General features: G+C 62.1%; 29 protein-coding genes. 12 read left to right on the top strand and 17 right to left on the bottom strand.

Features of this window, described 5'->3' with window-relative positions:
- Window positions 1–53 precede the first annotated feature (53 nt).
- On the top strand, window positions 54–446 hold the full coding sequence (locus PZN02_RS11030) for a globin domain-containing protein (RefSeq protein ID WP_280658042.1): 393 nt from the start codon (window positions 54–56) through the stop codon (window positions 444–446).
- 6 nt (window positions 447–452) lie between these two features.
- The gene (locus PZN02_RS11025; protein WP_280658041.1) at window positions 453–821 is read left to right on the top strand and encodes a DUF423 domain-containing protein; all 369 of its coding nucleotides are present in this window, start codon (window positions 453–455) and stop codon (window positions 819–821) included.
- Window positions 822–896: 75 nt separating this feature from the next.
- Here the strand turns inward: PZN02_RS11025 and hmuQ are convergent, their stop codons facing one another.
- The 5 genes from hmuQ to PZN02_RS11000 all read right to left on the bottom strand — a co-directional run bounded on the left by hmuQ (window position 897) and on the right by PZN02_RS11000 (window position 3,695).
- Window positions 897–1,211, bottom strand: a complete 315-nt coding sequence (gene hmuQ / locus PZN02_RS11020; protein WP_280661460.1) for a heme-degrading protein HmuQ — start codon at window positions 1,209–1,211, stop codon at window positions 897–899.
- A gap of 112 nt (window positions 1,212–1,323) precedes the next feature.
- On the bottom strand, window positions 1,324–1,593 hold the full coding sequence (locus tag PZN02_RS11015) for a hypothetical protein (RefSeq protein WP_280658040.1): 270 nt from the start codon (window positions 1,591–1,593) through the stop codon (window positions 1,324–1,326).
- Between the two features lie 58 nt (window positions 1,594–1,651).
- A complete protein-coding gene (locus PZN02_RS11010) occupies window positions 1,652–2,065 on the bottom strand; it encodes a DUF2325 domain-containing protein (protein ID WP_280658039.1) in 414 nt (137 codons plus the stop codon).
- A gap of 235 nt (window positions 2,066–2,300) precedes the next feature.
- On the bottom strand, window positions 2,301–3,221 hold the full coding sequence (locus tag PZN02_RS11005; protein ID WP_280658038.1) for an energy transducer TonB family protein: 921 nt from the start codon (window positions 3,219–3,221) through the stop codon (window positions 2,301–2,303).
- Window positions 3,222–3,257: 36 nt separating this feature from the next.
- The gene (locus PZN02_RS11000) at window positions 3,258–3,695 is read right to left on the bottom strand and encodes a hypothetical protein (protein ID WP_280661458.1); all 438 of its coding nucleotides are present in this window, start codon (window positions 3,693–3,695) and stop codon (window positions 3,258–3,260) included.
- Window positions 3,696–3,888: 193 nt separating this feature from the next.
- Here PZN02_RS11000 and hemP point away from each other — a divergent pair, with 193 nt between their 5' ends.
- The 7 genes from hemP to PZN02_RS10965 all read left to right on the top strand — a co-directional run bounded on the left by hemP (window position 3,889) and on the right by PZN02_RS10965 (window position 9,073).
- Window positions 3,889–4,068 carry a hemin uptake protein HemP gene (gene hemP, locus PZN02_RS10995; RefSeq protein WP_280658037.1) on the top strand — a complete coding sequence of 60 codons (180 nt, stop codon included), beginning with the start codon at window positions 3,889–3,891 and terminating at the stop codon, window positions 4,066–4,068.
- 10 nt (window positions 4,069–4,078) lie between these two features.
- Window positions 4,079–5,140, top strand: coding sequence for a hemin-degrading factor (locus PZN02_RS10990; protein ID WP_280658036.1), 1,062 nt, complete (start codon window positions 4,079–4,081; stop codon window positions 5,138–5,140).
- A 9-nt stretch (window positions 5,141–5,149) separates the two neighbouring features.
- Complete coding sequence (locus PZN02_RS10985; RefSeq protein WP_280658035.1) at window positions 5,150–6,100, top strand: heme/hemin ABC transporter substrate-binding protein; 951 nt, start codon at window positions 5,150–5,152, stop codon at window positions 6,098–6,100.
- A complete protein-coding gene (locus PZN02_RS10980) occupies window positions 6,087–7,208 on the top strand; it encodes a FecCD family ABC transporter permease (RefSeq protein WP_280658034.1) in 1,122 nt (373 codons plus the stop codon). The genes PZN02_RS10985 and PZN02_RS10980 overlap by 14 nt, the downstream gene beginning before the upstream one ends.
- A 9-nt stretch (window positions 7,209–7,217) precedes the next feature.
- Entirely contained in the window at window positions 7,218–8,009 is a 792-nt protein-coding gene (locus PZN02_RS10975; RefSeq protein ID WP_280658033.1) for a heme ABC transporter ATP-binding protein, read from the top strand.
- A gap of 193 nt (window positions 8,010–8,202) precedes the next feature.
- Window positions 8,203–8,565, top strand: coding sequence for a hypothetical protein (locus PZN02_RS10970; RefSeq protein ID WP_280658032.1), 363 nt, complete (start codon window positions 8,203–8,205; stop codon window positions 8,563–8,565).
- A gap of 76 nt (window positions 8,566–8,641) precedes the next feature.
- On the top strand, window positions 8,642–9,073 hold the full coding sequence (locus PZN02_RS10965; protein WP_280658031.1) for a hypothetical protein: 432 nt from the start codon (window positions 8,642–8,644) through the stop codon (window positions 9,071–9,073).
- A gap of 66 nt (window positions 9,074–9,139) precedes the next feature.
- Here PZN02_RS10965 and PZN02_RS10960 read toward each other — a convergent pair whose 3' ends face one another.
- From PZN02_RS10960 to PZN02_RS10950, 3 genes are all read right to left on the bottom strand, one after another.
- Window positions 9,140–10,642 carry a sensor histidine kinase gene (locus PZN02_RS10960; protein ID WP_280658030.1) on the bottom strand — a complete coding sequence of 501 codons (1,503 nt, stop codon included), beginning with the start codon at window positions 10,640–10,642 and terminating at the stop codon, window positions 9,140–9,142.
- Between the two features lie 254 nt (window positions 10,643–10,896).
- Complete coding sequence (locus tag PZN02_RS10955; RefSeq protein ID WP_280658029.1) at window positions 10,897–11,451, bottom strand: RNA polymerase sigma factor; 555 nt, start codon at window positions 11,449–11,451, stop codon at window positions 10,897–10,899.
- 8 nt (window positions 11,452–11,459) lie between these two features.
- A complete protein-coding gene (locus PZN02_RS10950; RefSeq protein ID WP_280661457.1) occupies window positions 11,460–11,672 on the bottom strand; it encodes a NepR family anti-sigma factor in 213 nt (70 codons plus the stop codon).
- A gap of 136 nt (window positions 11,673–11,808) precedes the next feature.
- Between PZN02_RS10950 and PZN02_RS10945 the strand changes: the two genes are divergently transcribed.
- Window positions 11,809–12,603 carry a response regulator gene (locus PZN02_RS10945; protein WP_280658028.1) on the top strand — a complete coding sequence of 265 codons (795 nt, stop codon included), beginning with the start codon at window positions 11,809–11,811 and terminating at the stop codon, window positions 12,601–12,603.
- 355 nt (window positions 12,604–12,958) lie between these two features.
- Here the strand turns inward: PZN02_RS10945 and PZN02_RS10940 are convergent, their stop codons facing one another.
- The 9 genes from PZN02_RS10940 to PZN02_RS10900 all read right to left on the bottom strand — a co-directional run bounded on the left by PZN02_RS10940 (window position 12,959) and on the right by PZN02_RS10900 (window position 22,996).
- Window positions 12,959–14,542: an FGGY-family carbohydrate kinase gene (locus tag PZN02_RS10940; protein ID WP_280658027.1), complete on the bottom strand. Its 1,584-nt coding sequence runs from the start codon at window positions 14,540–14,542 to the stop codon at window positions 12,959–12,961.
- 88 nt (window positions 14,543–14,630) lie between these two features.
- Window positions 14,631–15,299, bottom strand: a complete 669-nt coding sequence (locus tag PZN02_RS10935; RefSeq protein ID WP_280658026.1) for an HAD family hydrolase — start codon at window positions 15,297–15,299, stop codon at window positions 14,631–14,633.
- Window positions 15,300–15,301: 2 nt separating this feature from the next.
- Window positions 15,302–16,786 carry a mannitol dehydrogenase family protein gene (locus tag PZN02_RS10930; RefSeq protein ID WP_280658025.1) on the bottom strand — a complete coding sequence of 495 codons (1,485 nt, stop codon included), beginning with the start codon at window positions 16,784–16,786 and terminating at the stop codon, window positions 15,302–15,304.
- Window positions 16,787–16,825: 39 nt separating this feature from the next.
- A complete protein-coding gene (locus PZN02_RS10925; RefSeq protein WP_280658024.1) occupies window positions 16,826–17,599 on the bottom strand; it encodes an L-iditol 2-dehydrogenase in 774 nt (257 codons plus the stop codon).
- Window positions 17,596–18,597 (bottom strand): ABC transporter ATP-binding protein, encoded by a 1,002-nt coding sequence (locus tag PZN02_RS10920; RefSeq protein ID WP_280658023.1) that lies wholly within the window; start codon window positions 18,595–18,597, stop codon window positions 17,596–17,598. Before PZN02_RS10920 ends, PZN02_RS10925 begins: the two co-directional genes overlap by 4 nt.
- Window positions 18,598–18,607: 10 nt before the next feature.
- Window positions 18,608–19,438, bottom strand: a complete 831-nt coding sequence (locus PZN02_RS10915) for a carbohydrate ABC transporter permease (protein ID WP_280658022.1) — start codon at window positions 19,436–19,438, stop codon at window positions 18,608–18,610.
- Between the two features lie 5 nt (window positions 19,439–19,443).
- The gene (locus tag PZN02_RS10910; RefSeq protein ID WP_136505838.1) at window positions 19,444–20,316 is read right to left on the bottom strand and encodes a carbohydrate ABC transporter permease; all 873 of its coding nucleotides are present in this window, start codon (window positions 20,314–20,316) and stop codon (window positions 19,444–19,446) included.
- A gap of 191 nt (window positions 20,317–20,507) precedes the next feature.
- Entirely contained in the window at window positions 20,508–21,818 is a 1,311-nt protein-coding gene (locus PZN02_RS10905; protein ID WP_280658021.1) for an ABC transporter substrate-binding protein, read from the bottom strand.
- A gap of 224 nt (window positions 21,819–22,042) precedes the next feature.
- Window positions 22,043–22,996: a sugar-binding transcriptional regulator gene (locus tag PZN02_RS10900; RefSeq protein WP_280658020.1), complete on the bottom strand. Its 954-nt coding sequence runs from the start codon at window positions 22,994–22,996 to the stop codon at window positions 22,043–22,045.
- A gap of 202 nt (window positions 22,997–23,198) precedes the next feature.
- Here PZN02_RS10900 and PZN02_RS10895 point away from each other — a divergent pair, with 202 nt between their 5' ends.
- Complete coding sequence (locus PZN02_RS10895; RefSeq protein ID WP_280658019.1) at window positions 23,199–24,560, top strand: NAD(P)-dependent oxidoreductase; 1,362 nt, start codon at window positions 23,199–23,201, stop codon at window positions 24,558–24,560.
- Window positions 24,561–24,590: 30 nt separating this feature from the next.
- Window positions 24,591–25,904 (top strand): NAD-dependent dihydropyrimidine dehydrogenase subunit PreA, encoded by a 1,314-nt coding sequence (gene preA / locus PZN02_RS10890; RefSeq protein WP_280658018.1) that lies wholly within the window; start codon window positions 24,591–24,593, stop codon window positions 25,902–25,904.
- The last annotated feature ends 19 nt before the right edge of the window (window positions 25,905–25,923 follow it).

Raw genomic sequence — 25,923 nt, 5'->3', positions numbered from 1 at the left:
AGCGATTGTCGGAAGGCGGGTCGCGTTATACCAATCCGGCAAAGGACGGCGATATGGCGGAAACCGGAACGACAACCCTTTATGAAGCGATCGGCGGCGACGCCGCGGTTCGCGCCCTTACACAGCGCTTCTACGTGCTCATGGACAGCCTTCCGGAAGCCGCCCGCTGCCGGGCCGTCCATCCGCCGGACCTCTCGGGCAGCGAGGAAAAGCTATACGAATACTTGACCGGCTGGCTCGGCGGGCCGCCGATCTATGTGGAAAAGCGCGGCCATCCGATGCTGCGCCGTCGGCATTTCATCGCGGAAATCGGCCCGGCCGAGCGCGACGAATGGCTACTTTGCTTTACGCGCGCGCTCGAAGAGACGGTTGCGCATCCGAAATTGCGGGCGATCATTCTCGAACCGATCACGCGGCTCGCCCATCACATGCAGAACAAGGAATAGTCTTCGATGCCGAACAGCGGAGCGCGCTCGACCGTCCTTTTCGTCGCCGGGCTGATGGGGATTACCGGTGTCGCCGCCGCGGCAGCGGCCTCGCACGGCGCCGACCCGAGACTACTCGGTGGCGCCTCCGCGATGTGCCTCGCCCATGCGCCGGCACTCGTGGCGCTCCACGCCGGATGGACCCATTTCCGGACAGCGGCAGTCGCCGCTCTGCTATTGGCCGCAGGCACTGCGCTTTTCGCTGGCGATCTCACCGCGCGCCATGCTCTTGGCCACGGCCTCTTCCCGATGTCGGCGCCGCTCGGCGGGCTGACCATGACGGCCGGCTGGCTCGCCGTGGCGCTAGGAGCGTTTCTTCCATCGAAGGTGAGTTGAGAGTGCCGGAAGCGGCGATTGCCTCATTACAAGGAGTCAGAGCATTTCACTGGTTCAGCGAAACAATGAAATGATCTACGCGCCCTCGACAACGGAATAGCCCTCGAATTTCGGCGGACCGAGATACATGGCCTTGTTGTCGCCGGCGCTCCGGTGCGCCGCGCGGAAGTTTTCCGACTTCGTCCAGGCGACGAAAGCGTCCTTGCTTTCCCAGGTCGATTTCGAAATGAACGGTGTATAGCCTTCTTCCGGCACGCTCTCCCCGCGAAGCAGGTGGAAGGCGATGAAGCCGGGCATTTCGGCGAGGCTCGAGTCCCGGCCTTTCCAGACGGCCTCGAACGCCTCTTCCTGACCGATTGCAATGCGGAAACGGTTCATCGCGAAGTACATTTCGTCGCTCCTGAGCATTTCACGGTCTCATCGGAACGGTGAAACGCTCTAATTCTTTGAAATTACGCAATTCCGGACGGAAAGCCGTTACACACTTTTCCCTGGAATTGCTCTATGCTCGATCTTTTTTCAACGGAGCGTCGGTCCCGACGCTCCGGAACGGCAGGATAGCGCCCTCAAGCGGTGACGCAAGGCCGAGAGGATCCCTGGCCGGCTGCCGCACCTGCCATGTCGGGAACTCGGCAACGTTCGGATTTTCCTCCAACATGCGGGTCCGGCGGGTCAGCAGTTCGTAAAGCTCGGGCACCAGTCCATCGCCGAATTGCGAGGCCAGTTTGTGCAGGCCGATCAGCATCATCTGATCTGGGGGTTCATCATTCATCGTCAATTCTCCCGGCGCCGCGCCCTCGCGCAAGCGTGCCGCTGTTCTTCGAAAAAATTCAGCCGTCGCGGCTGTTATTGGTGGTGAGATCTTGTAGCGCCCGCTCCAGGCTCGATTTCGAGCCGTTGCGGAGCGGCACGAAGGCCTTGCCCCACTTCTTGCAGCCGGTCTTCACGCGAAGACACGCGTCGTGACTGATGCAATCGATGGGGCAGAAGACGCAATCGACGGAAGGAAGGACGCGGTCGATGCGCGACACGGCTTCGCGCAGCCCCCCATCGTGATGGATCAACTCCGCGCCGAAGGAACTGGCGATCTCGCGCAGATGTGCAACCTGGCAGTCCCTGCCACCAACGTAGAGGAAGCTGCGGCCCTCGAGCGTCGCCTTGCCGGCATCGGGCCTCGGTTCGGGTTCCGCATTCGCCGCTTTGCCCTTGCTGCCTTTGCCTGCGTTCTGCCGCTTGCCGCGCATGCATCCCTCTCCATCTTGTTTCCATGGCGGCCGACGTTTTTTCGCCGGTCACCCTCGGGATTTGATTCAGAACACACACCGAACGGTTGCGTGACGGCGGCAACTTATTAAACTTGATAATCAGAGTAAAGTATAAACATGAGTATTAAATTCATATTTTTTGTCGCGCGAGTCGCCGACATTCAGCGGCGGCTGCGGGACGTGGGGAACTGTCGTCCCTCGCGCGCGCATCAATTCATCGGTTGAAGGCGAGCGGGATGGTGAAAACCCAACTTTCGCGCCCCGCACCGGCGGGAATCGCTGGAAACGGAGCCGCGCGGCGTACGGCGTCAAGCGCGGCCTGATCGAGGATCGGCGAACCGGCGCTCTTCGCCAGGCTGACACCCGCCACGCCACCGCCGGAGGTTACCGTGAAGCGAACCTGGGCGACGCCGCGTAGACGCTGGCGCTTTGCCTCGGAGGGATAGCGGAAGGCGCGATTGAGCTTGCTACGCACCTTGCCCGGATAGTTCGACACGGCCGCGTTTCCGGATTGCTGCGCGACGCGGCCCTTGTCGCCCGTGGCCGCGCTTGCAGCGGCGTTTTCTACGCCGTCGGCCGTGCCTTTGACCTGCGATTTCGCTTGCTCGCCGCCGTCACCGGCCTTTTTCCGGGTGACTTTCTTTTTCTTCACCGGCTCCTTTTTTGGCTCCGGCTTTTCTGCCTTCGGCTTCTCGACCTTTTCCGGCTCCGGTTTTTCCTCCGGAACGACGGTCTCGACGGGCGCCACGCTGGCTGTTACCGCGGCCTCCGGCTGCTGAAGGGTCGGCATCTCCTCCGCCGGCAGGATGACGTCCGCCTCGGTGGGCGTGACGTCGGATGCCCGCTCGGAGACGACCTCAGGCGTGGTCGGCGGCACTTCCTCGCTGAGTTCCTCGGCCGGCTGAACCTTGTCGGGCTTCAACTCTTCGGTCACATCTTCCGCCGGCTCAACGATTTCAGAGGGGTCTCCGGCCTGAAGCGTCTCCTCGAAGGGATCGCCGAGCAGCGTCACCTCCGTGGCGGCGCCACCAGCAACCTGAACCTCTTCCTCGCCGGAGCTAAACAGTATCGCGCCGCTCGCATGCGCAAGAAGCGATAGCGCGATCGCAGCCGTCCATTTCACCGTCTGCTTCATCGATGCCTTACCTTCATCGCCGACTGACCGGCATGCTCAGCCCTTCAGCTCGACCGCCGACTTGGAGCCGGTCTTGAGGCCCGTCATGCAGGCGCTCTTGTCGACGCCCTCGCCGACACATGCCGGGGCATCATTGATCAGCAGACTCTTCACCGACTCGCATTTCGTTCCCGGCAGATCGAACTGGCGAACTTTTGTCTTGCCGGCAGGCAGGTCACGGAAGTCGAGTACGGCCATGCGCTCCACCAATCCCTTGTGATCGAAGAGAACGAATTCGAAAGAGACTTTCGAAAGCGACTGCGGCAGGGCATTGCCGGCGACGAACGTCAGCTTGCAGCCCTTCTCCGATGGAGCGACGTCGTTCAGTTCGATGGCGAGTCCGCCTGGGGTCGCAGTGTCCTGCGCGATGGCCGGCGCGGCTGCCGGAAAAAGTGCCAATGCGGCCGAAAGGGCGAAACGGAAAGGATGCGTCATCATAACACCACTCGACATCTGCGCGCGTGCCTCGGCAATCCTCGAACAGCTCTCGCGCCCATAAACTTGACTATAATAATCCGGTATTGCGTCCTTAAAGAAATATGAGTAATGAAGTCAAGATACTAAAAGGGAATACGCGGGAGGAATTCGGAAAAACAGCCGGTCCGTCCCTCGCGAACTGGCCGAAACCGTGACACCTAACGATACCGATACCCCGCGCCCCTCGCAGCCGACCCTGGCCGGCCGAAACCAGCGAATCGTGGAGAGCCGCGACCTCTTCTGCGGCGATAGCGAGATCCTCATTTCCCATGACGGAACGATCTACCGGATGAGGATCACCCGTCAGGGCAAACTGATTCTGAACAAATAGGCAGAAGACAATGATCGAGAGCATTCGCCCAACCCCTTCCGAAATCCGTGCCTACCGCGCCGCGAACCCGAAGCTGCGCGAGCGCGATATCGCCGCGCAGATCGGCGTTTCGGAAGCCGCGCTCGTTGCTGCTGAATGCGGGCTCACGACGTTTCGCATCGATAGCGACGCCAACCGCTTTCTGGAGCGGGTCGAGGAACTGGGTGAAGTACTCGCGCTCACTCGCAACGAAAGCGCGGTCCACGAGAAGATCGGCGTCTACGAGAACATCAAGACAGGAAAGGCGGCGGCCCTGGTGCTGGGAGCCGAAATCGACCTGCGCATCTTCCCGGGTGCCTGGGCCCACGGCTTTGCTGTCACCAAGACCGACTCCAACGGCGACGTCCGCCGCAGCCTGCAATTCTTCGACAAGTGGGGCAACGCCGTCCACAAGGTTCACCTGCGCCCTGCCTCGAACTCAGCGGCCTATGACAGGATCGTCGAAGATTTCCGCCTGGACGACCAGTCGCAGGACTTCGTTGCCGACGCGAGCACACCGTCGAGTGACGACCATTCCGATGTTGCGGTCGATGCCGAGGAGCTCCGGAACCGCTGGTCGAAGCTGACCGACACCCACCAGTTCCACGGCATGTTGCGCAACCTGAACATCGGCCGGCGCCAAGCCCTGCATGTCGTCGGCGAGGATTTGGCCTGGCGCCTCGATCCGGCGGGCGTCGAGGCGATGATGCGCGGCAGCGCCGAAATTGAGCTGCCGATCATGTGCTTCGTCGGCAACCGGGGCGTCATCCAGATCCATTCCGGTCCGGTTGCCCACATCGGGGTGATGGGCCCGTGGCTCAACGTCATGGATCCGACGTTCCATCTGCATCTGCGCACGGACCATATCGCCGAATTGTGGGCGGTCCGCAAACCGACGACTGACGGCCATGTGACCTCGCTCGAGGCACTCGACGCCAAGGGCGAGTTGGTCATCCAGTTCTTCGGCAAGCGCAAGGAAGGCCTCGCCGAGCGGCCGGAGTGGCGCGGCCTCGTCGAACGCCTACCCCGGCTCAACACGATCGTCGCAGCCTGAGGAACGATCATGCTCACCGGTCTCGATTTCCGCCGCCTTCGCCGCTGGGAACTGGCGCTTGCCGCTTTCGCGCTCTCCGCGCCCCTGTTGCTGCCGGCACTCGCCCCCGGAAGCCCCTCGTTCCTGCGCCCGGCAATGGCCGAGGACATGCAGCAACCGGACGTTTCCCGCGTCGTGTCGGTTGGCGGCGCGATCACCGAGATCATCTACGCGCTCGGCGAGGAAAACCGCCTCGTCGGTCGCGACTCCACCAGCACCTATCCGGAAGCGGCAACGAAGCTGCCGGACGTCGGCTATATGCGGCAACTGGCTCCGGAAGGCATCCTCGCCGTCAATCCGACGGCTATCGTCGCGGTCGAAGGCAGCGGACCGCCCGAGGCGCTCGCCGTGCTTAAGGAAGCAAGGATCCCCTTCACCAGCGTTCCCGATACCTTCGACAGAAACGGTATCGTCGCGAAGATCCGTGCCGTTGGCGCCTTTCTTGGCGTGAAGGACAAGGCAGAAGCGCTTGCGCAATCCGTGGAGAAGGACCTTGGTGCTGCGCTGGTAGAGGCAGCCGAGCGCCCAGACAGCGAACGCAAGCGTGTCCTCTTCATTCTCAGCACGCAGGGCGGCAAGATCCTGGCATCCGGTACGGGCACGGCCGCAGACGGCATCATCCAGCTTTCCGGCGCGGTCAATGCCACCGGAACGTTTCCGGGCTACAAGGCGCTGACGGACGAGGCGATCATCGAAGCCAAGCCGGACGTCGTCCTGATGATGACTCGGGGCGGCGGCGAAACGGCCAGCACCGACGAACTGTTCGCCATGCCGGCGATGAGCTTGACGCCGGCTGCAAAGAACAAGGCGCTGATCCGCATGGACGGGCTGCATCTGCTCGGCTTCGGCCCCCGCACCGCCGGCGCCATCCGCGAACTGAACACCGCAATCTACGGAAGGAAGACCAATGCCCCGCAGTGAGGCGATGGAAGGCATGCGCGCGCCTGCCTTCGCCGCCAATATTGTCAGAGAATGGCGCGCCGGCAACCGCTCGGGTCTTGCGCGCCTGCTGATTGTCGTGCTCGCAGTCGTTGCGACCGCGACATTCGTCACGTCGATCATGACCGGCGCCGCCGACGCCTCTCTCTCCAATGTCGTTCATTGGCTGGCCGGCAGGGAGGGTGCCGACCAGGCGCTGAGTGTCCGCGACCGCATCATCATCCTCGACATCCGCCTGCCGCGCGCGGTACTCGGCCTGCTCGTAGGTGCGGCGCTGGCCGTCTCCGGCGTCGTGATGCAAGGCCTCTTCCGCAATCCGCTCGCCGATCCCGGCCTCGTCGGCGTTTCGTCTGGCGCCAGCCTTGGCGCCGTTCTGCTGATCGTCCTCGGTTCGAGCGTGTTCGGCCCACTCTTTGCACTCGTCGGCTTTTACGCGCTTCCAGTCGCCGCTTTCTTTGGCGGCCTTGCCACCACCCTGCTTCTCTATCGCATCGCGACGCGCGGCGGCCAGACGTCGGTGGCGACAATGCTGCTTGCGGGCATTGCGCTCGGCGCGCTTACCGGTGCGGTCACCGGCGTGCTCGTCTTCATTGCCGACGACAAGCAGCTGCGGGACCTGACCTTCTGGGGCCTCGGTTCGCTTGCCGGCGCCAACTGGACGAAGATCCTCGCCGCGGCCCCGATCATCCTCATGTCGCTTGCCGTGGTCCCCTTCCTGGCGCGTGGTCTCAACGCGATTACGCTCGGCGAAGCGGCGGCGTTCCACATGGGTATTCCCGTCCAGCGCCTCAAGAACATTGCGGTCCTCAGTGTAGCGGCCGCGACGGGTGCGTCCGTTGCCGTCAGTGGCGGCATCGGTTTCGTGGGCATTGTCGTGCCGCATCTTCTTCGCCTCGTCATCGGTCCGGACCACCGCTACCTGCTGCCCGCCTCCGCGCTGCTGGGCGGCACGATGTTGATCTTCGCCGATATGCTGGCACGGACGATCGTTTCGCCTGCCGAACTGCCGATCGGCATCATCACGGCCTTCGTCGGCGCGCCGTTCTTTCTATGGATCCTGCTGCGCGGCCGATCGAACATGGGACTTTGAGAGCGCGTCATGATCAAGGTTTCCGATATCTCCGTCCGTCTTGCCGGCAGGCAGGTGATCCATGGCGTCTCGTTCGATGCCGCTCCGGGCAAGATGACCGCGATCGTCGGCCCGAACGGATCGGGCAAGACGACCACCCTGAAGGCGGTTTCCGGCGAACTCTCGCTTGTATCCGGGAAGGTCACCATCAACGGCCATGATCTCGCCGCCCTCGGGCCGTGGGAGCTTGCGCTGAAACGCGGCGTGCTGCCGCAATCGACCGTCATTTCCTTCCCCTTCACGGTGCGGGAAATCGTCCGCCTCGGCCTTTCTGCCGGCGGCACGGGCAGTCACTCCGCCAACGACCGCATTGCCGACGATGCGCTCGAGGCCGTCGATCTGGCGGGCTTTGCCGGGCGCTTCTATCAGGAGCTCTCGGGCGGCGAGCAACAGCGCGTCCAGCTTGCGCGCGTGCTCTGCCAGATCTCGGCACCGGTCAGCGATGGCGAACCCCGCTATCTCCTGCTCGACGAGCCCGTATCGAGCCTCGACATCCGCCACCAGCTGACGATCATGCAGCTTGCGCGCCAATTCTGCGAACGCGGGGGCGGCGTCATCGCCGTCATGCACGATCTCAATCTGACCGCGATGTTCGCGGACCAGATGGTCATGATGAGGGCCGGACGCGTCCGCGCGAGCGGACCGCCTAGGAAGGTCCTGACCGACGAAACCATGGAAGCCGTGTTCGGCTGCCGGATGCAGGTCAATGCCACTCCGACGCGAGACATCCCTTTCGTATTGCCGCAATCGGTGGCAATCTGATCGCGGCCGGCCGCCCCGCGCGCTTTTTCGCTGCTCCCAGGAACTGTTTGCGGTAACGGCAGGATTTATCGAAACAAATCTCGCTTTCGCGCGTTGTTCCGCTGAATCTCGGGCGAGACACTCCTTGCCCGAGGGGGGTGGAACATGCGCCGGCTGTCTTGGCCGGCGTTGCAGCGAAAGGGAGCTTCATATCATGGCAACGGGTCTCTTCTCGAGTTCGAGCACCAGAAAACGCAATGGCGGGCACAGCGAAACTCCTATCGAAGACCAACTCCACGAAATTCGAGAGGACATAGCGGCGCTCGTCGGACTGCTTAGCGAGCGCGGGGCGGCCGTTTCCCACGACGCAAAAGCCAAGGCAAAAGGCGCGCGCGATCGGGCCGAAGCCGATCTTGAAAATCTGCTGGCCAGCGGCGAGCAACTGCTCGCGGATTTGCGCGACCGCTATTCCGGGACGGAAAGGGAGCTCCGCAGGGCGGTGCGCGAGCACCCGATCGCAACGCTCGGCGCGGCAGCGGCGATAGGCCTTATCGCGGCTGCGCTTCTGCGCCGATAGCACGTCCGCCTGGTGAACGACCCGCCGCAGGAAGGCCACTTCCTGCATCGCCCGACCCGCGATCGGAGTAGCTTGCATGGGAACGCTTGGGGCCGCCTTGTCCGCCTTGCTTGCAGTCGATGTGGCTGCTGCCACCTCACGCTATAGACGTAACGCGATGTTATGGGCGATCATCGCGACCTTGCTCGTCACGGCTTACGTGTTCGCCCTGGCAGCGGTCACGCTGTTTCTCGCAATGCGTTATTCGCCGGTAGCGGTTGCAGCGACGATTGCGATCGTTCTGTTCGTGACAGCATTGCTCCTTTTCGCGGTGATGGCAGGACTTCGCGCCCGCGACCGGCGGCTCGCCGAGGAGCGTCGGCGCCGCGCGGCGATGCAGACAAATCTGGCGCTCGTTGCCGCCGCAGGTATGTTGCGAACGCAACCGCTGCTCGCCGTGGCGACCGCCGTTGCGGTCGGGGCCCTGCTCGGTCTCGGCACGGGCCGTCATCGCAACGAGCAGCGTTGATTTCCACTCAGGCACTGAGGTCTACGACAGGTAAACGGCCTCCTCATCCCGCTGCCGCAACCACTGTTAAAGCGGCAACCGGATGAGCGCCGTCACGCCGGCCGGCAGATATTCGACTTTCACGGAACTGCCTATGATCTTGTCGAGGCTGCGCTCGATCAGGATCGAACCGAAGCCACGTCGTCTCGGCTCGCGGACCGGCGGGCCGCCCACCTCGGTCCAGGTCAGATGTAGTACGGAGTCGCCGTCTTCGACGACACCGCGCGCGGTCAGCACGACCTTGCCTTTCGGGACCGAAAGCGATCCGTATTTCAGGGCGTTCGTCGCCAGTTCGTGCAGCACCAGCCCAAGGCCCACCGCCTGATCGGGGCCTAGCAGGATTTCGTCCTTATGGATCTCGACCTGTTCAGCATAGTCGCTGACATAGGGGCGCAACTGCTTCGATATCAGCTCCGAGAGGCGGATGGTGCCCCATTCGTAGTCGGAGAGCAGCCCGTGCGCGTCCGAGATGGACTGAAGACGACCGGCGAATGCAGCCATGAACTCGACAGGATCGCTCGTTTGTCGAAGCGTCTGACGCGCCAACGACTGCAGCATCGCCAAAGTATTCTTGACGCGGTGGTTCAGTTCCTTGAGCAGAAGCCGCGTCCGCTGCACCGAAGCCTGCTGGTCCGTGACATCGATGGTCATGCCGAGGAAGGTCAGCGGAGCACCCTTGCCGTCGCGGTCGTGCACCCTGCCGCGCCCAAGCAGCCAGCGCCCGCTGTCGCGGATGCGAAACATGCCGTCATATTCCTCGTTCGCCGCCATAGCCTGCCTGAGCTTGGAAAACGTCGCGATACGGTCGTCGGGATGGATGGCGGCGAAGATCGCCCTGGCGCCGACCGAGTGTTCAGCCGACAGTCCGAACATGCGCATCATCGCGCTGTTGCCCGCGACCGTGCCGGCGCGGATATCCCAAAGCCAACTGCCGACATTCGCCGCGTCAAGCGCCATGGCAAGGCGCTGTTCCTCGCGCGAAAGCGCCGCCTCCTTGAGGGCGCGCCGGCGCGCCTCGTCCTTGAGCTTGAGCAGTGATGCGGCGATACCGGCAATCCGGCGAAGCTCATCGATCAGTTTCGGCGCGATTTCCTTACGCGGGGCCACGTCGAAGACACAGACTGTGCCGACCGCCTGGCCGTCCAGGAGAATGGAAGCGCCCGCGTAGAAACGCAGGAATGGCGCGCCGGTCACCGTTGGCCGATCACGAAACAGCGGATGCCGGGATGCATCAAGCACGACAAAGACACCGTCGCGGTCCGCGACCGTGTGGAGGCAGAAAGATTCGTCGCAGCGCCGCCGCGTTTCCGTCGTTCCGACGGCCGCCTTGAACCATTGCCATTCATTATCAACGAGGCTGACGAGCGCAATTGGGGCGCTGAACAGGCTTGCCGCGAGCTTCGCAAGGCCGTCGAAATCGCTGTCCGGTACCGCCATGTCAGGCACCGCGGCATGCAGCACGCCAAGCCGTTCGCGGGCATCGAGCACTTGCGCTACCGTTGGAAGCATCACCTCGGTCTTCTCGCGCATCCGGTCCAACTCCAAACTCGCGCACCCGCCGCAGCAGAACCGATCAGGGGTCCACTGCATGTCTCCGTAAATCGTAGCCGATTTATGGTTCACAACATGCAGCAGTTCAAAGTGCTACAGCGTCCTTTGCGCGTCTGAAAAGACGCGCGGCGCTGCAGAAGGTTCCCGCCCTCACCGCAGCGCCTGGTGCTCCAAGCAAAAAAAGCAGGACCGCCGTCGACTTGCAACGGTCTGGCCTCAAGAGCGCACGCAGATCACGAAACGAATGCGCGCGAGGTAATGGGCGCCGAGGTCTCGTCAGGGCCGTAGTCGTTCTCGCCTTGCACCTGGAGAATTTCCTGCAGGCGTTGGCGCGCGCGGTTGACGCGGCTTTTGATGGTGCCGAGCGCGCAGCCGCAGATCTTGGCGGCTTCTTCGTAGGAAAAGCCGGATGCACCAACCAGGATGATCGCTTCGCGCTGGTCCGGCGGCAACTGCTCCAGGGCCCGCCGGAAATCCTGGAGATCGAGCGAACCGTATTGCTCGGGATGGTGGGCGAGCGTTTCCGTGAAATGGCCATCGCTGTCCTGAATCTCGCGACCACGCTTGCGCATCTGGCTGTAGAGCTCGTTGCGCAGGATCGTGAAGAGCCATGCCTTCATGTTCGTGCCGATCTCGAAATGATCCTGCTTCGCCCAGGCCTTCATGATCGTGTCCTGAACGAGATCATCCGCGCGGTCGTGGCGACCGATCAGCGACATGGCAAAGGCGCGCAGACTAGGGAGTGCGGCGAGCATCTCGCGCTTGAATTCTTGGTTTTCGGATGGCATCCCGGCGCCTACTCCCTCCCTTGCAGAACCGATTGGCTTTGCAGAGTTGAGTGCTGTTCCGCCGCGTCCAGCTTTTCCAGCAGATCGAGAAACCGTGCTGGAATGGCCTCTTCCTGCACTGATTGATAGAGCGCCTTCAGCTTCGCTGCGATCTGTGCATTTGGATTACCGCTCGAAGAGCTTGTGCCAATCGGCCGCCCTGCCCCTGATTTATATCTCATTGTACAATCGTCACCTTGAGAGTTCGCCTGCATCATAACGCAGGAAAAAAATGAAATGTTCCAGCGCGGAACCTTTTTTTCGGCCGGGCGTTTCCGCGTCGAGACAAAAACCGAAGTCTGACTGAGGGAGTCCTGAATGACACTGTCCAACCGGATCGCGCCGCTCCTGCCCTATCTGCGCCGTTATTCCCGCGCGCTGACCGGCTCGCAAACGTCGGGTGATGCTTATGTGGCCGCGGTTCTCGAGGCTCTCATCGCAGATACCACGATCTTTCCCGAAGCAAGCAACGACAGGGTCGCCCTGTTTCGTCTTTATACGTCATTGTTCGGGTCATCCTCGGTCCTGATCCCCGAACCGGTTTCACCTTTTGCCTGGGAACAGCGGGCATCGGTCAACCTCGCGGCGGTGTCGCCGCTGGCGCGCCAGGCGTTCCTGCTCGTCTCGGTCGAAGGCTTCAGCCCTAACGAGGCAGCCGAGGTGCTTGATGTCGATGCAGACAAACTGAGCGCGCTTCTCGAGCGGGCATCGCAGGAAATCTCCCGTCAGGTTGCGACCGATATCATGATCATCGAGGACGAACCGCTGATCGCGATCGACATCGAGCAGATGGTCAAAAGTCTCGGCCATCGCGTCACCGGCATTGCGCGCACCCGGGACGAGGCAATCGCGCTTTACAAGGAAACAAAGCCGAGCATGGTGCTCGCCGACATCCAGTTGGCCGATGGAAGTTCCGGCATAGATGCCGTGAACGAGATCCTGAAGAGCAGCGCCATTCCGGTGATTTTCATCACCGCCTTCCCCGAAAGGCTGTTGACCGGCGAACGGCCCGAACCAACCTTCCTCGTCACGAAGCCCTTCAACCCGGAAATGGTCAAGGCGCTTATCAGCCAGGCGCTCTTCTTCAACGAATCGACGAAGGCGGCCGCCTGAACCGCAAATCGGGAAACGGCGGCGATTCTGTCGTCGATAAAGCCACATGTCTTAACGCAAAACAGCCAGTGCCGAGGGAAAGGCACTGGCTGAGCTTTATCAACTCACAGAGGGGATGTGAGTTGGCAACCGGCGGTATGCCTCCGGCGTCACATTGGGGGCGATGTGCGCCACCGTCCGGCTATTCGTCCTAACGCGCGAGCAAGAAAAAGGTTCCACAAAAAATGAAATCGATGCCTGCAGCGCCGCGCGTCTTTTTCAGACGCGCAAAGGACGCGCAGGACTTTGAATTTGCTGCATGTTCTTATTCTTAAATCGGCTACGATTTAAGAATAAGAACATGCAGTGGCGCCGGCTACTCCATCGCTTCCAGCTCCGCGCGATGCCGGTAAAGTGCCAGAAACCGCCGATAATCTCGGTCGTAGAGGTGGCGCGATGCAGCATCGGGAAGACGTTCCTGACCGCCCGACGCCATTGCTGTCCCCGCCTTTGCAAGGTCGGAATAAAGCCCGCCGGCAACAGCAGCCGCCATCGCAGTGCCGAGCAGCACGGCATCGGGCGTCTCGGGCGCAACCACGCGGCAGCCGGTCGCGTCGCAATAAAGCTCTATCAGCAACGGATTGCGCACATGGCCGCCGGTCACGTGCAGCGTATCGAGATTGTATCCCGCCTCATTCATCATTTCGAGAATGTGCCGGATTCCAAGCGCGATGGCGACGCAGGTGCGCCAATAGAGCCGGCAAAGCCCATCGAACGATGAATCGAGCGCGAGACCGCTGATGACGCCGAGCGCGTGCGGATCGGCGAGTGGCGACCGGTTGCCGTGAAAATCGGGAAGGACGTGCAGCCGATCGGCGAAGCCCGGGCCATGCAGCGCGCGCAGTTCCTGCACGCGCCCGATGATCTTCATGTGCGTTTCCGCGGTCGGTTCCCGCCCTCCGCCATGCACGCGCACGATATGATCGAGGAGCGCGCCCGTCGCCGACTGCCCGCCCTCGACCAGCCAGCAGCCCGGAAGCACCGCTTCGAAATACGGCCCCCACATGCCGAAGCCAGGCTTCATCTCGCGTGAAAAGGCGACAATGCAGCTCGATGTGCCGGCGATGAGGGCGAGTTGCCGTTCGAGATTTGCGGGCTCGGCGGCAAATCTGCCGAGCACACCGAGCGCGCCGGCATAGGCATCGATCAGCCCTGGTGCAACGTAGCATTCCGCGTCGAGGCCGAGCTCTTCCGCTGCCGTCTCGGTCAGGCGCCCAACCGCAGTGCCGACGGGCAGGGTTTCCTCGGGCAATCCCCCTCGATCGAGAAGGTCCGCAAGGCCGATCTGTTCGAGATAGTCCGGCTGCCAGCCTCTCTCCTTATGCGCGAGATAGTTCCATTTTGCCGTGAGCGTGCAACGCGAACGCGCCGCGCTGCCCGTCGCGCGCCAGGACATGTAATCCGCCAGATCGAAGAAATAACCGGCCCTTTCCCATTGCGCTGGAAGGTTTCGCTTCAGCCACATCAGCTTCGGCATTTCCATCTCCGGCGACATCACGCGGCCGGAATGGTGAAGGACGGGATGTTCTGTCGACGTGCAGAAATCGGCCTCCTTGAGCGCTCGGTGATCGAGCCAGACGATCGTGTCCCAGCGCGCGTCACCGGCACGATTGACTGAAAGCTGTGCGCCGTCACGGTCGCGCACGACCAGCGAGCAGGTCGCGTCGAAACCGATCGCCGCGACATTCTCCGCAGCGACGCCGGCGTGGCCGCGTGCCGCCTTGACCGCCCCGCAGACCGCCGCCCAGATGTCCTCGGAATCCTGCTCGGCGTGGTTTTCTTCCGGCCGGTTCATGGCAATCGGCCTGTCGGCCCGCGCGAGAAGCTTGCCTTTCCGGTCAAAAATGCCGGCACGGGCGCTACCGGTGCCGATATCGACCGCGACGACATATTCGCGCATTAATGGATGTCTCCGTCCCGAGATCACGATGATTTAAGAGGTCAGAACGGGACGTAGGCACGCTGCATTGCCGCCATCCCGCTCCGACTTATTGCCGGACAAACTGTATCAATTCGCCCATATCGTCAAACAGGACATCGGGGTGAAGTTGCGCCAGCGCTTGCCTGTGCCGGTCGTTGCGCGCATGGCTGGCGCCGGCGAAGGCGAAGACGCGCATGCCGGCCGCTTTTGCTGCCTCGATGCCGGCCGGACTGTCTTCCACGACGACGCAATCGGCGGACGCGTAGCCCATTTGCTCGCTCGCATAGAGGAAGAGATCGGGCGCCGGCTTGCCGAGCGCGACCATGCTGGCACTGAAGATGTGCGGCTCGAAGAGATCGATCAATCCGGTCACCGTCAGGGAAAGACGAATGCGCTCGGGCTGGCTCGACGACGCGACGCAGCAGGCTCCGTCGAGTTGTTCGACCGCCCGGCGAATGCCGTGAACGGGCTTCAGTTCCTCGCGGAAGCGCGCATAAAGGCGCGTGCGCATGCCTTCGAGAAAGGCGTCGTCGGTCGCAAGACCGTGTTCGTCATGAAGTATGGCGGACATGCTTTTAAGGCTGCGGCCGAGGAAGCGTTCGCTCGCCTCGGCCGTCGTCATCGATACTCCTGCGGCATCCAGCGCCTCGACAAGAACGGCAAGCGAGATCGGTTCGCTGTCGACCAGGACGCCGTCGCAGTCGAAGATCACCAGCCTGGAGTCGCTGCCCGCCATTGTTATCCCTCGAGTTTGTCGTCCAGATAGAGCTGGAGCGTTGCGCGCGTGCCCTGTTCCCAGAGGGTTTTCAATGCGTGTGCGAAACGGCGCCGGAAAAGGTCGGACCGGGCGACGTCACCGAAAATATCGGAAAGAGCGAGGAACGCCATCGGGTCTTCCTTGGCTGCCAGGGCGGCGGCGTGCAGCCGGTCGGCGCTTGCATCGTTGAAGACAATATCCTTGCCGCTGTCCGATTTGCCGGCGAAATAGCGGCACCAGAGGGCAGAGACCAGCGACAGCCCGATCACATCTTCGCCGCGGCGCAGGCGGTCGGCGGTCGACGGCAGGATGAATTTCGGCTGGCGGTTCGAACCATCCTGAGCCAGCCGCGGAATCGTGTCGCCGATCTTGGGGTTGGCGAAGCGCGTCTCGATGAGCCTGTAGTAATCGTTGAGATCCGTATCCGGGACCGGCGGGATGACCGGGATGATTTCGTCGTGCTCGAGTTTCGCCAGGAAGCCGCGGATCAACGGCTCCTCCATGGCCTCGTGGACGAAATGGATATCGAGCAATGCCGCTGGATAGGCGATTGCGGCGTGGCCGCCGTTGAGGATGCGGATCTTCATGTGCTCATAAGGAGCGACGTCGGGGACGAACTGGACGCCGACCTTTTCCAAGGCCGGGCGGCCTTGCGGGAAATGGTCCTCCAGCACCCATTGCTTGAATTCTTCGCAAAAGACCGGCCAGGCATCGCCGATGCCGTATTCCGAGGCGACGAAATCGATTTCCCGGGCGCCCGTGGCGGGCGTGATGCGGTCGACCATGCCGTTCGGAAAGGCGACATTGGCATCGATCCAGTCTGCGAAGGCGGGATCCGAGAGGCGCGCAAGGCCGGCAACAGCCGCATGCGTCACCTCGCCATTGCCAGGAATGTTGTCGCAGGACATGACGGTGAAGGGCGGTATGCCCCTCGCTCTGCGCTCGGCAAGGCCCGCCAAGATGAGACCGAAGACCGTCTTCGGCGAAGTCGGATTGCGCCCGTCCTCGACGATGGCCGGATGGGCGGGATTGAAGACGCCAGACGCCGGATCGATGAAATAGCCGCCTTCGGTGATCGTCAGCGATACGATGCGAATGGACGGGCTGGCGAGCTGCGCCAAGATCGCCGGCGTATCACCGGGCTTGAGATAGGCGATCATCGCGCCGGTGACATGCGCGCCCGTGCGGTTATTGTCCTGCTCGACCACTGTCGTCAGGAAATCCTGCGCTTCGAGCTTGGCCCGCATCACCTCGTCCGACGGCAACACCCCGGCCCCTATGATCGCCCAGTCACGGTCGAGCCCCAGGTTGAAGAGATCATCGAGATAGACGGCCTGGTGGGCGCGGTGAAAGTTGCCGACGCCGAAATGGACGATGCCGGCGCGAAGATCGTGCCGACCATATTTCGGAACGCCGGCCTTGGCCTTAACTGTTTCGAGTGTGGCAAGGGAGAGTTTGGTCGTCATCCTATCGTTCCTTTCGAGGACTCGTCCTGCAACGAAGCCTCAGCTCATCCAGTTACCGCCATCGACGTTATAGGTCTGGGCGACGACGTAGTCGCTTTCCGATGAGGCCAGGAAAATCGCCATGCCGGTGAGATCTTCGGCGGTACCCATCCGTCCGTAAGGCACCTCCTCGGCGACCAGGCGCTTCTTTTCGCCGAGCGGACGGTTCTCGTACTTGGCAAAGAGCGCATCGACGCCATCCCAGTGTTCGCCGTCGACGACGCCGGGGGCAATAGCATTCACATTGATGCGATGCTTGATGAGATTGAGCCCGGCCGATTGGGTAAGGCTGATGACGGCCGCCTTCGTAGCGCAATAGACGGCCACCAGCGCCTCGCCGCGGCGGCCCGCCTGGCTCGCCATGTTGATGATCTTGCCGCCGCGACCTTGCGCGATCATCTGTTTGGCCGCCGCCTGCAGGGTGAAGAGCGTGCCGGCGACATTGATCGAAAAAAGTCTTTCGTAGCTTTCTCGGGTGATCTCGACGATTGGGGCCAGATCGAAAAGAGCGGCATTGTTGACCAGGATATCCAGGCCGCCCGCGTGCTCGACAACGGCAGCAATCGCCGCATCGATCGATTCCTGTCGGGTCACGTCCATTTGCACGGCGTAGGCCGCCGGTCCGATTTCCTGAGCCGTCTGCTTCGCCCGGTCGATATTGATGTCGGCGATCGCGACGGTTGCCCCCTCGCGCACGTAAGCCTCGGCGAAGGCACGGCCGATACCCCGCGCGGATCCGGTAATCAGCGCGCTTTTCCCTTCAAGACGTTTCATCGAATTGCCAATCCCTTGTCGTCAAACTTGTGGAGGCGCTGGACGTCCGGCGTCAGGAAGACCGGATCTCCATGGGTTACGCCGAAGTCGCCGCTGACGCGCGCCGTCAACGTGCCAATGCCATCCGCATTCACATGCAGGAAGGTGTCGGAGCCGAGATGTTCGGCGACACCGACGGTGCCCCGCCACGTTCCCTGTTCCTCGGAAAGCGCCAGATGCTCGGGACGGATACCGATTGTGTGCGCCTGATAGGCGGCTGCCGGCGCGCCGGAAATGAGATTCATTTTCGGCGAACCGATGAAGCCGGCAACAAAAAGATTGTCCGGCTTGTGATAGAGATCGAGCGGCGAGCCGACCTGCTCGATGCGTCCGCGATTGAGCACCACGATCTTGTCGGCCATGGTCATGGCCTCCACCTGGTCGTGGGTGACATAGACCATTGTCGTCTTCAGTTGCTGGTGAAGCTGGCTGATTTCGAGCCGCATGTTGACGCGCAGCGCCGCATCGAGGTTCGAAAGCGGCTCGTCGAACAGGAAGGCTTCCGGTTGCCGAACGATCGCCCGGCCGATCGCCACGCGCTGGCGCTGACCGCCGGAAAGCTGGCGCGGCTTGCGGTCGAGATAGTCGGTGAGGTTCAGCACCCGCGCGGCGTCCGCCACCTTCTTGTCGATCGCCGCCTTGTCCTCGCCCGCCATCTTCAGGGGAAAGGCGATGTTGGAACGCACGCTCATATGCGGATAGAGCGCATAGGACTGGAACACCATCGAGAGGCCGCGCTTTGCCGGCGGCAGCTCGGTGGCGTTCCTGCCGTCGATGACGATCTGGCCGTCGCTGACGTCCTCCAGGCCGGCGATCAATCTAAGCAGCGTGGACTTGCCGCAGCCGGACGGTCCGACGAAGACGACGAACTCACCGTCGTTGATATCGAGGTCGATCGAAGGGATGACGGCGTGGGCGCCGAAGACTTTCGATACGTTCTTGAGTGTGATGCTTCCCATGGTCGTATCCTTATTTGACCGCGCCGAAGGTCAGGCCGCGTACGAGCTGCTTCTGCGAGAACCAGCCGAGAATGAGGATGGGGGCGATCGCCATCGTGGAGGCGGCCGAGAGCTTCGCGTAGAACAGGCCTTCCGGGCTCGAATAGGAGGCGATGAAGGCGGTCAGCGGTGCCGCTTTCGCCGCGCTCAGGTTCAAGGTCCAGAACGCCTCGTTCCAGGCGAGAATGATATTGAGGAGCAGCGTCGAGGCAATGCCAGGGATCGCCATCGGCGTCAGCACATAGATGATCTCCTTGGCAAGCGAGGCACCATCCATGCGTGCCGCCTCCAGGATCTCGCCGGGGATCTCCTTGAAGTAGGTGTAGAGCATCCAGATGATGATCGGCAGGTTGATCAGCGTCAGGACGATCACCAGGCCGGTGCGGGTGTCGAGAAGCCCCGAGTTGCGGAACATCAGATACATCGGCACCAGCACGCCGACGGGAGGCATCATCTTCGTCGACAGCATCCACATCAGCACGTCCTTGGTGCGCTTCGCCGGGGCGAAAGCCATGGCCCAGGCCGCGGGAATGGCGATGATGAGGCCAAGCAGCGTCGAGCCGAAGGAGACGACCACCGAGTTCATGAAGTGCTTGAAGTAATTCGACCGGCTCTGCACTTCGAAGTAGTTCTCGGTCGTCCAATCGAAGAAGAGGAATGCCGGCGGCGAGGCGATCGCTTGTGCTTCCGTCTTGAAGCTCGTCAGGAACGTCCAGAGGATCGGGAAGAAGATGAGGATGCCAATCGTCCAGGCGACGACGGTGACAACCAGCTTGCGTCGGGTCGAGACATTGCGTGCCATGACTATCAAGCCTCCAGCGTCTTGCCGATCATGCGCATCAGGAAGAATGCGACGATATTGGCGAGGATGACCGCGATGATGCCGCCAGCGGACGCGCCGCCCACGTCGAACTGCAGGAGAGCCTGCGCATAGACGAGGAAGGTGAGGTTCGTGCTCTGCGTACCGGGGCCACCGTTGGTGGTGACGAGGATTTCCGCAAAGACGGACAACAGGAAGATCGTCTGGATCAGGATCACGACGGTGATCGCCCGTGAGAGATGCGGCAGCACCAGATAGAAGAAGCGGCTCCAGGCGCCGGCACCATCCATCTGCGCGGCCTCCTTCTGTTCCTCGTCGAGCGACTGCAGCGCCGTCAACAGGATGAGCGTCGCAAAGGGCAGCCATTGCCACGCGACAATGAGGATGATCGAGAAGAGCGGCGCATTGGCGAGGAAGTCGAAGGGCTGCAGGCCGACGAGTTTGGCGAGCCAGGCGAAGAGCCCGCTCACCGGGTTCATGAACATGTTCTTCCAGACGAGTGCCGCAACGGTCGGCATGATCAGGAAGGGTGCGATCACCAGGATGCGCACGATCCCCTGCCCGAACATCGGCTGGTCGAGAAGCAGCGCAAGAGCGATGCCGCCAATCACCGTGATGAACAGCACGCCGAGGACGATCGCGAGCGTGTTGAAGATTGCCTGGAAGAATGCCGGATCGGTCAGAAAGTAGGTGTAGTTGGAGAGCCCCGCGAACTCCTCCATTCCCGGCATCAGCAGATTATAGCGCAGAAGCGAGAAATAGATGGTCATGGCCAGCGGAACGATCATCCAGGCCAGAAGCAGAAGCACCGAGGGCGCGATCATCAGCCGCGCGGCGGAGCGGGTGTGCAAGGTCGCCATGGCGTCCTCCCGTAATTGTCAACGCTGTCCCATGAAGGCTGGCGCGGCTTACCGCGCATACCGGACGCGCCGTGACCGATCCAAAAAAGTCAGAGCGGGAAGCGGAAAACCCGTTCCGCTTTTCCCCATCCCGCTCTGGGAGTTGCCGGGACGCCAGCCGGTTCCAGCCAGCGCCCCGGCCCTTGGGAGCCTTACTTGATGTAACCTGCCTTGGTCATTTCGCGGGTCGACAGTTGCTGCGCGCTGGCAAGCGCCTGATCGACGCTCATCTGACCGGCAAGCGCTGCCGAGAACACCTGGCCGACGGCAGTACCGAGGCCCTGGAATTCCGGAATTGCGACGAACTGCACGCCGACATAGGGCACCGGCTTGACCGCCGGGTTCTTCGGATCAGCGGCATTGATCGAGTCGAGCGTCATCTTCGCGAAAGGCGCGGCCTTCTGGTATTCCGGGTTTTCGTAGAGGGAGGTACGGGTGCCGGGCGGTACGTTTGCCCAGCCTTCCTTCTCTGCGACGAGCTTCAGGTAGTCCTTGCCGGTTGCCCAGGCGATGAACTTTTCTGCCGCCTCCGTCTTCTGCGAGCCAGCGGGGATCGCAAGGTTCCACGCCCAGAGCCAGTTGCCGCGCTTGCCAAGGCCGGTATCGGGCGCGAGCGCGAAACCGACCTTGTCGGCGACCGTCGATTCCTTCGGGTTGGTTACGAAGGAAGCGGCAACCGTCGCGTCGATCCACATGCCGCACTTGCCGGTCTGGAAGAGTGACAGGTTTTCGTTGAAGCCGTTGGAGGAGGCACCGGGCGGGCCCGCGTCATTCATCAGCTTGACGTAGAAGTCGAGCGCATTCTTCCATTCGGGCTGATCGAACTGCGGCTGCCATTTCTCGTCGAACCAGCGCGCCCCGAAAGCGTTCGCCGTGGCCGTCAGGAAGGCCATGTTCTCGCCCCAGCCGGCCTTGCCGCGCAGGCAGATGCCGTAGATTTCACTGTCCTTGTCGGTGATCTTACGGGCAGCTTCCGCGATGAAGTCCCATGTCGGGGCATCGGGCATGGTGAGGCCGGCCTTCTCGAACAGGTCCTTGCGGTACATCACCATCGAGCTTTCGCCATAGAAGGGCGCGGCATAGAGCTTGCCGTCGATCGTCAGACCGCTGCGGATCGCCGGCAACAGGTCATCGACGTCGTAATCAGCGCCAAGGTTGTCGAGCGGCAGGAGCCAGCCCTGCTTGGCCCAGATCGGCACTTCGTAGGTGCCGATCGTCATGATGTCGTACTGGCCGCCCTTCGTCGCGATATCCGTCGTCACGCGCTGGCGCAGCACATTTTCCTCGAGCGTTACCCACTCGAGCTGAATGTCCGGATTTTTCGAGGTGAAATCATCCGTCAGCTTCTGCATCCGGATCATGTCGCCGTTGTTCACGGTCGCAATGGTCAGGGTTTCTGCTTGGGCCAGACCCGCCAGAGCGACTGCCGAGCACGTGCCCAGCAGGAAAGTTCTCAAATTCATCGACTTCCTCCCAGAAGAAATTGAGCATTTGCCTTGCTCATGGGCAATTACTCACCCATTGACGCAAAATGTCAATCCGCATTCGTTGCTGCGACGCACCTGAAACTGTTAATGAACTGTTTTAGCTATGGATTTTTTGTCGAGTGCGGCGGATCAAATGCGCTCAGCAACCTAGACTGCGGCGCTCCCGAAGCTCGACATCGCGCGAGTCAATCTCGCCTGAATCATGCGCCGAGCAGAAAGTCGGCAGTGGTTTCGTCGGTGATAAGGCCGTTGATGATGCGGCCCTTGAGCGCAGCGCGGAGCGCCTCGTATTTGCGCTTGCCCTTGGCAATGCCGATGACCGATGCCCGGTCGCGCGGCGGAAGCGGAATGGAGGCCACGCGTTCGTTGATGCTGCCGGCGAGCAGTTCGCCGTCGTGATCGAACATCCAGCCGCAAATCTCCCCTGCAGCACCGGCTGCCGTCAGTCGCTCCATTTCCTCGCGCGCCAGGAAGCCGTCCTCGCAGAGCGGTGCGTCCGGTCCGAGTTCGCCCACGCCGACGAAAGCGGCATTGGCTTCTGCACCGAGCTTGAGCGCGATCTTTACGAGACTCTGGTTGTGAAGGACCTCGCGCTCCTCGGCCGACGAAACGAGAACCGGCAGGGGCATGGGAAAATGCCGCGCCTTGATCGTATCCGCCATGCTGAAGATGACGTTGTAATAGGCGGCCGAGCCATCGAGCCTGATATTGCCGGTCAGCGACACGATCCGATGCTGCGGGCACTCCATCGAGGGCAACTGGTCGATCGTTGCCTTCAGCGTCCGCCCGGTTCCGATCGCCAGAACCACCGGGTCCGTCGATTTCAGCCACCGCTCGATCTCCACCGCGCCGGCTTCGGCGATGCCGACCGTCGTCGAGCTCGAACCTGGATCGCTCGGCACGACATCGACGTGTTTCAGCTCATATTTTTCCTTGAGCCGGGCGGCCGTCTCGAGACAGGCAGCGATCGGATGATCGAGCCGAACCTTGATCAGCCGCTCGGCCATGGCAAGGGAAACGAGGCGCTGCGCCGATTGCCGCGAGATGCCCATGGTCGAGGCAATCTCGTCCTGCGTTCGGCCGGCGACATAGTATAGCCAGCCAGCCCGGGCAGCATCGTCCAGCCTGTTGTTGGTCTCCGGCCTGCGCGCCATGCGATTTTCTCCTTCCCCTTTGATTTGCTGCCACTATTTGCCCTGCCCTGTCAAACAAAGGTGGATATTGACTCGGACGAGTGAAGAGAAAGCCCCTGTTCTCACGGCGTTCGGCGAGCTTCCGAAGTAAAATTTTACCGTTTGATAAAAAAATAAAGCGTGTTACCGTTCTGTCATCCTGAGAAAACATTGGGAGCCAAAAATGGGAACGACGCAATCTGGGATCCTTGGCGGCCGGCTGCCGCTCAAGGAATACGAAACCAATTTCTCCGACCTTCATCCGCCGCTCGACAAACACGAGGCCTTGGTCGCTTCCGACCGCTGCTACTTCTGTCACGATGCGCCGTGCATGACGGCCTGTCCCACCTCGATCGACATCCCGATGTTCATCCGGCAGATTGCCACAGGTAATCCGATCGGCTCGGCAAAGACGATTTTCGACCAGAACATTCTCGGCGGCATGTGCGCCCGCGTCTGTCCCACCGAAACGCTCTGCGAGCAGGCCTGCGTGCGCAACACCGCCGAGGAGCGACCGGTCGAGATCGGCAGGCTGCAGCGTTACGCGACCGATACCGCGATGAAGGAGAACAAACAGTTTTACACGCGGGCCGCCTCGTCCGGCCGCAAAGTGGCGGTCGTCGGTGCCGGGCCAGCGGGTCTTGCCTGCGCTCATCGGCTCGCGGTCAAGGGCCACGATGTCGTGGTCTACGACGCACGCGAAAAATCCGGCGGCCTCAATGAATACGGCATCGCTACCTACAAGACGGTCGACGATTTCGCCCAGAAGGAAGTCGATTACGTCCTTTCGATCGGCGGCATCGAGGTGCGCCACGGTCAGGCGCTCGGCCGCGACTTTTCGCTTGCCGACCTGGCGGAGCAATATGACGCCGTCTTCCTCGGCCTCGGCCTTGCCGGCGTCAACGCGCTCAGGATCGAAGGCGAGAATGCGGAGGGAGTCCAGGACGCCGTCGACTTCATCGCAGCCCTCCGCCAATCGAAGACCAAGGCCGATATCCCGGTCGGCCGGCGGGTTGTCGTGCTCGGCGGCGGCATGACCGCAATCGACGCGGCCGTTCAGGCGAAGCTGCTCGGCGCCGAGGAAGTGACGATCTGCTACCGCCGCGGCAAGGAACACATGAATGCCTCCGAGTTCGAGCAGGATCTGGCAACCTCAAAGGGTGTCACCATTCGCCACTGGCTGCAGCCGAAGCGCATCGCGCTGAAGGACGGCCGGGTCGCCGGCATCGAGCTCGACTACACGACGCTCGACGACGGCAAGCTGACGACAACTGGCGAAACGGGTATCATCGCAGCCGACCAGATCTTCAAGGCTATCGGCCAGACCTTCGAGGCATCAGGCCTCGGCCCCTTGCAAATGGAGAGCGGGCGCATCGTCACCGATGCCGAGGGCCGCACCTCGCTCGCCAAGGTCTGGGCGGGCGGCGACTGCGTCCTCGGTGGCGAGGACCTGACCGTTTCCGCCGTCGCCAGGGGGCGTGACGCCGCCGAATCGATCAACCGGGCTTTCGCCGCGGCTCAGCCGCTGGCGAGCGCCGTCGCGTGAAGAGCGGAACAGGATCGAGAGGACGAAACAATGGCTGATCTTCGCAACAATTTTGTCGGCATCAAATCCCCGAACCCGTTCTGGCTCGCTTCGGCGCCGCCGACGGACAAGGCCTATAACGTCGAGCGCGCCTTCAAAGCCGGCTGGGGCGGCGTCGTCTGGAAGACGCTCGGCGAGGAAGGACCGCCCGTAGTCAACGTCAACGGGCCGCGCTACGGCGCGATCTGGGGCGCCGACCGGCGCCTGCTCGGCCTGAACAACATCGAGCTCATCACCGACCGCGACCTTTACGTGAACCTGCGCGAGATGAAGCAGGTGAAGATGAACTGGCCCGATCGGGCGCTGATCGCCTCGATCATGGTGCCTTGTGAGGAGGACGCCTGGAAAGCGATCCTGCCACTGGTCGAGGAAACCGGCGCCGACGGCATCGAACTCAACTTCGGCTGTCCGCACGGCATGTCCGAGCGCGGCATGGGCTCGGCGGTCGGCCAGGTTCCGGAATATATCGAGATGGTCGTGCGCTGGTGCAAACAGTACACGCGCATGCCGGTGATCACCAAGCTGACGCCGAACATCACCGATATCCGCAAGCCCGCCCGCGCCGCCAAGGCCGGCGGCACCGACGCGGTATCGCTGATCAACACGATCAACTCGATCACTGCGGTCAATCTCGACACCTTCTCGCCGGAGCCCTCGATCGACGGCCGCGGCAGCCATGGCGGCTATTGCGGCCCGGCGGTGAAGCCGATCGCGCTCAACATGGTCGCCGAGATCGCCCGCGATCCGGAAACCCACGGACTGCCGATCTCCGGCATCGGCGGCATCACCACATGGCGCGACGCGGCCGAATTCCTGGCCCTTGGCGCTGGCAACGTCCAGGTCTGCACGGCAGCGATGACCTACGGCTTCAAGATTGTCCAGGAAATGATCTCCGGTCTTTCCGACTGGATGGACGCCAAAGGCCACAGGTCGCTCGACGACATCTGCGGCCGCGCCGTGCCGAATGTCACCGATTGGCAGTACCTAAACCTCAACTACGTCGCCAAAGCCAAGATCGATCAGGACGCCTGCATCAAATGCGGCCGCTGTCACATCGCCTGCGAGGATACCTCGCACCAGGCGATCACCCAGTTCGTCAACGGCGTGCGCCATTTCGAGGTGATCGAGGAGGAATGCGTCGGCTGCAATCTCTGCGTCAACGTCTGTCCGGTCGAGAACTGCATCACGATGGAACCGCTCGCGGCCGGCACTCTCGACAAACGCACGGGCAAGCCGGTCGATCCGAAATACGCCAACTGGACGACGCATCCCAACAACCCGATGGCCCGCCAGGCTGCCGAGTAGGGGAAGGTCGATGCGACGG

Origin of the sequence: Sinorhizobium garamanticum (genome assembly GCF_029892065.1) — a bacterium.
GTDB classification, from domain to species: domain Bacteria; phylum Pseudomonadota; class Alphaproteobacteria; order Rhizobiales; family Rhizobiaceae; genus Sinorhizobium; species Sinorhizobium garamanticum.
Note: the sequence above shows the minus strand (reverse complement) of the source record. Positions and strands in the feature narration are given on the sequence as shown.

Coding starts and splice junctions, on each gene's coding strand:
- PZN02_RS10980 (WP_280658034.1), top strand. CDS start 6,087: ATGCCCCGCAGTGAGGCGATGGAAGGCATGCGCGCGCCTGCCTTCGCC.
- PZN02_RS10975 (WP_280658033.1), top strand. CDS start 7,218: ATGATCAAGGTTTCCGATATCTCCGTCCGTCTTGCCGGCAGGCAGGTG.
- PZN02_RS10960 (WP_280658030.1), bottom strand. CDS start 10,642: ATGCGCGAGAAGACCGAGGTGATGCTTCCAACGGTAGCGCAAGTGCTC.
- hmuQ (WP_280661460.1), bottom strand. CDS start 1,211: ATGTACTTCGCGATGAACCGTTTCCGCATTGCAATCGGTCAGGAAGAG.
- PZN02_RS10910 (WP_136505838.1), bottom strand. CDS start 20,316: ATGGCGACCTTGCACACCCGCTCCGCCGCGCGGCTGATGATCGCGCCC.
- PZN02_RS10955 (WP_280658029.1), bottom strand. CDS start 11,451: ATGCCATCCGAAAACCAAGAATTCAAGCGCGAGATGCTCGCCGCACTC.
- PZN02_RS10900 (WP_280658020.1), bottom strand. CDS start 22,996: ATGGCGCGCAGGCCGGAGACCAACAACAGGCTGGACGATGCTGCCCGG.
- PZN02_RS10935 (WP_280658026.1), bottom strand. CDS start 15,299: ATGGCGGGCAGCGACTCCAGGCTGGTGATCTTCGACTGCGACGGCGTC.
- PZN02_RS11025 (WP_280658041.1), top strand. CDS start 453: ATGCCGAACAGCGGAGCGCGCTCGACCGTCCTTTTCGTCGCCGGGCTG.
- PZN02_RS10930 (WP_280658025.1), bottom strand. CDS start 16,786: ATGACGACCAAACTCTCCCTTGCCACACTCGAAACAGTTAAGGCCAAG.
- PZN02_RS10915 (WP_280658022.1), bottom strand. CDS start 19,438: ATGGCACGCAATGTCTCGACCCGACGCAAGCTGGTTGTCACCGTCGTC.
- PZN02_RS11015 (WP_280658040.1), bottom strand. CDS start 1,593: ATGAATGATGAACCCCCAGATCAGATGATGCTGATCGGCCTGCACAAA.
- PZN02_RS10965 (WP_280658031.1), top strand. CDS start 8,642: ATGGGAACGCTTGGGGCCGCCTTGTCCGCCTTGCTTGCAGTCGATGTG.
- PZN02_RS10990 (WP_280658036.1), top strand. CDS start 4,079: ATGATCGAGAGCATTCGCCCAACCCCTTCCGAAATCCGTGCCTACCGC.
- PZN02_RS11000 (WP_280661458.1), bottom strand. CDS start 3,695: ATGACGCATCCTTTCCGTTTCGCCCTTTCGGCCGCATTGGCACTTTTT.
- preA (WP_280658018.1), top strand. CDS start 24,591: ATGGCTGATCTTCGCAACAATTTTGTCGGCATCAAATCCCCGAACCCG.
- PZN02_RS10940 (WP_280658027.1), bottom strand. CDS start 14,542: ATGCGCGAATATGTCGTCGCGGTCGATATCGGCACCGGTAGCGCCCGT.
- PZN02_RS10895 (WP_280658019.1), top strand. CDS start 23,199: ATGGGAACGACGCAATCTGGGATCCTTGGCGGCCGGCTGCCGCTCAAG.
- PZN02_RS10905 (WP_280658021.1), bottom strand. CDS start 21,818: ATGAATTTGAGAACTTTCCTGCTGGGCACGTGCTCGGCAGTCGCTCTG.
- PZN02_RS10920 (WP_280658023.1), bottom strand. CDS start 18,597: ATGGGAAGCATCACACTCAAGAACGTATCGAAAGTCTTCGGCGCCCAC.
- PZN02_RS10985 (WP_280658035.1), top strand. CDS start 5,150: ATGCTCACCGGTCTCGATTTCCGCCGCCTTCGCCGCTGGGAACTGGCG.
- PZN02_RS11005 (WP_280658038.1), bottom strand. CDS start 3,221: ATGAAGCAGACGGTGAAATGGACGGCTGCGATCGCGCTATCGCTTCTT.
- PZN02_RS10970 (WP_280658032.1), top strand. CDS start 8,203: ATGGCAACGGGTCTCTTCTCGAGTTCGAGCACCAGAAAACGCAATGGC.
- PZN02_RS11030 (WP_280658042.1), top strand. CDS start 54: ATGGCGGAAACCGGAACGACAACCCTTTATGAAGCGATCGGCGGCGAC.
- PZN02_RS11010 (WP_280658039.1), bottom strand. CDS start 2,065: ATGCGCGGCAAGCGGCAGAACGCAGGCAAAGGCAGCAAGGGCAAAGCG.
- PZN02_RS10945 (WP_280658028.1), top strand. CDS start 11,809: ATGACACTGTCCAACCGGATCGCGCCGCTCCTGCCCTATCTGCGCCGT.
- PZN02_RS10925 (WP_280658024.1), bottom strand. CDS start 17,599: ATGAAACGTCTTGAAGGGAAAAGCGCGCTGATTACCGGATCCGCGCGG.
- PZN02_RS10950 (WP_280661457.1), bottom strand. CDS start 11,672: ATGAGATATAAATCAGGGGCAGGGCGGCCGATTGGCACAAGCTCTTCG.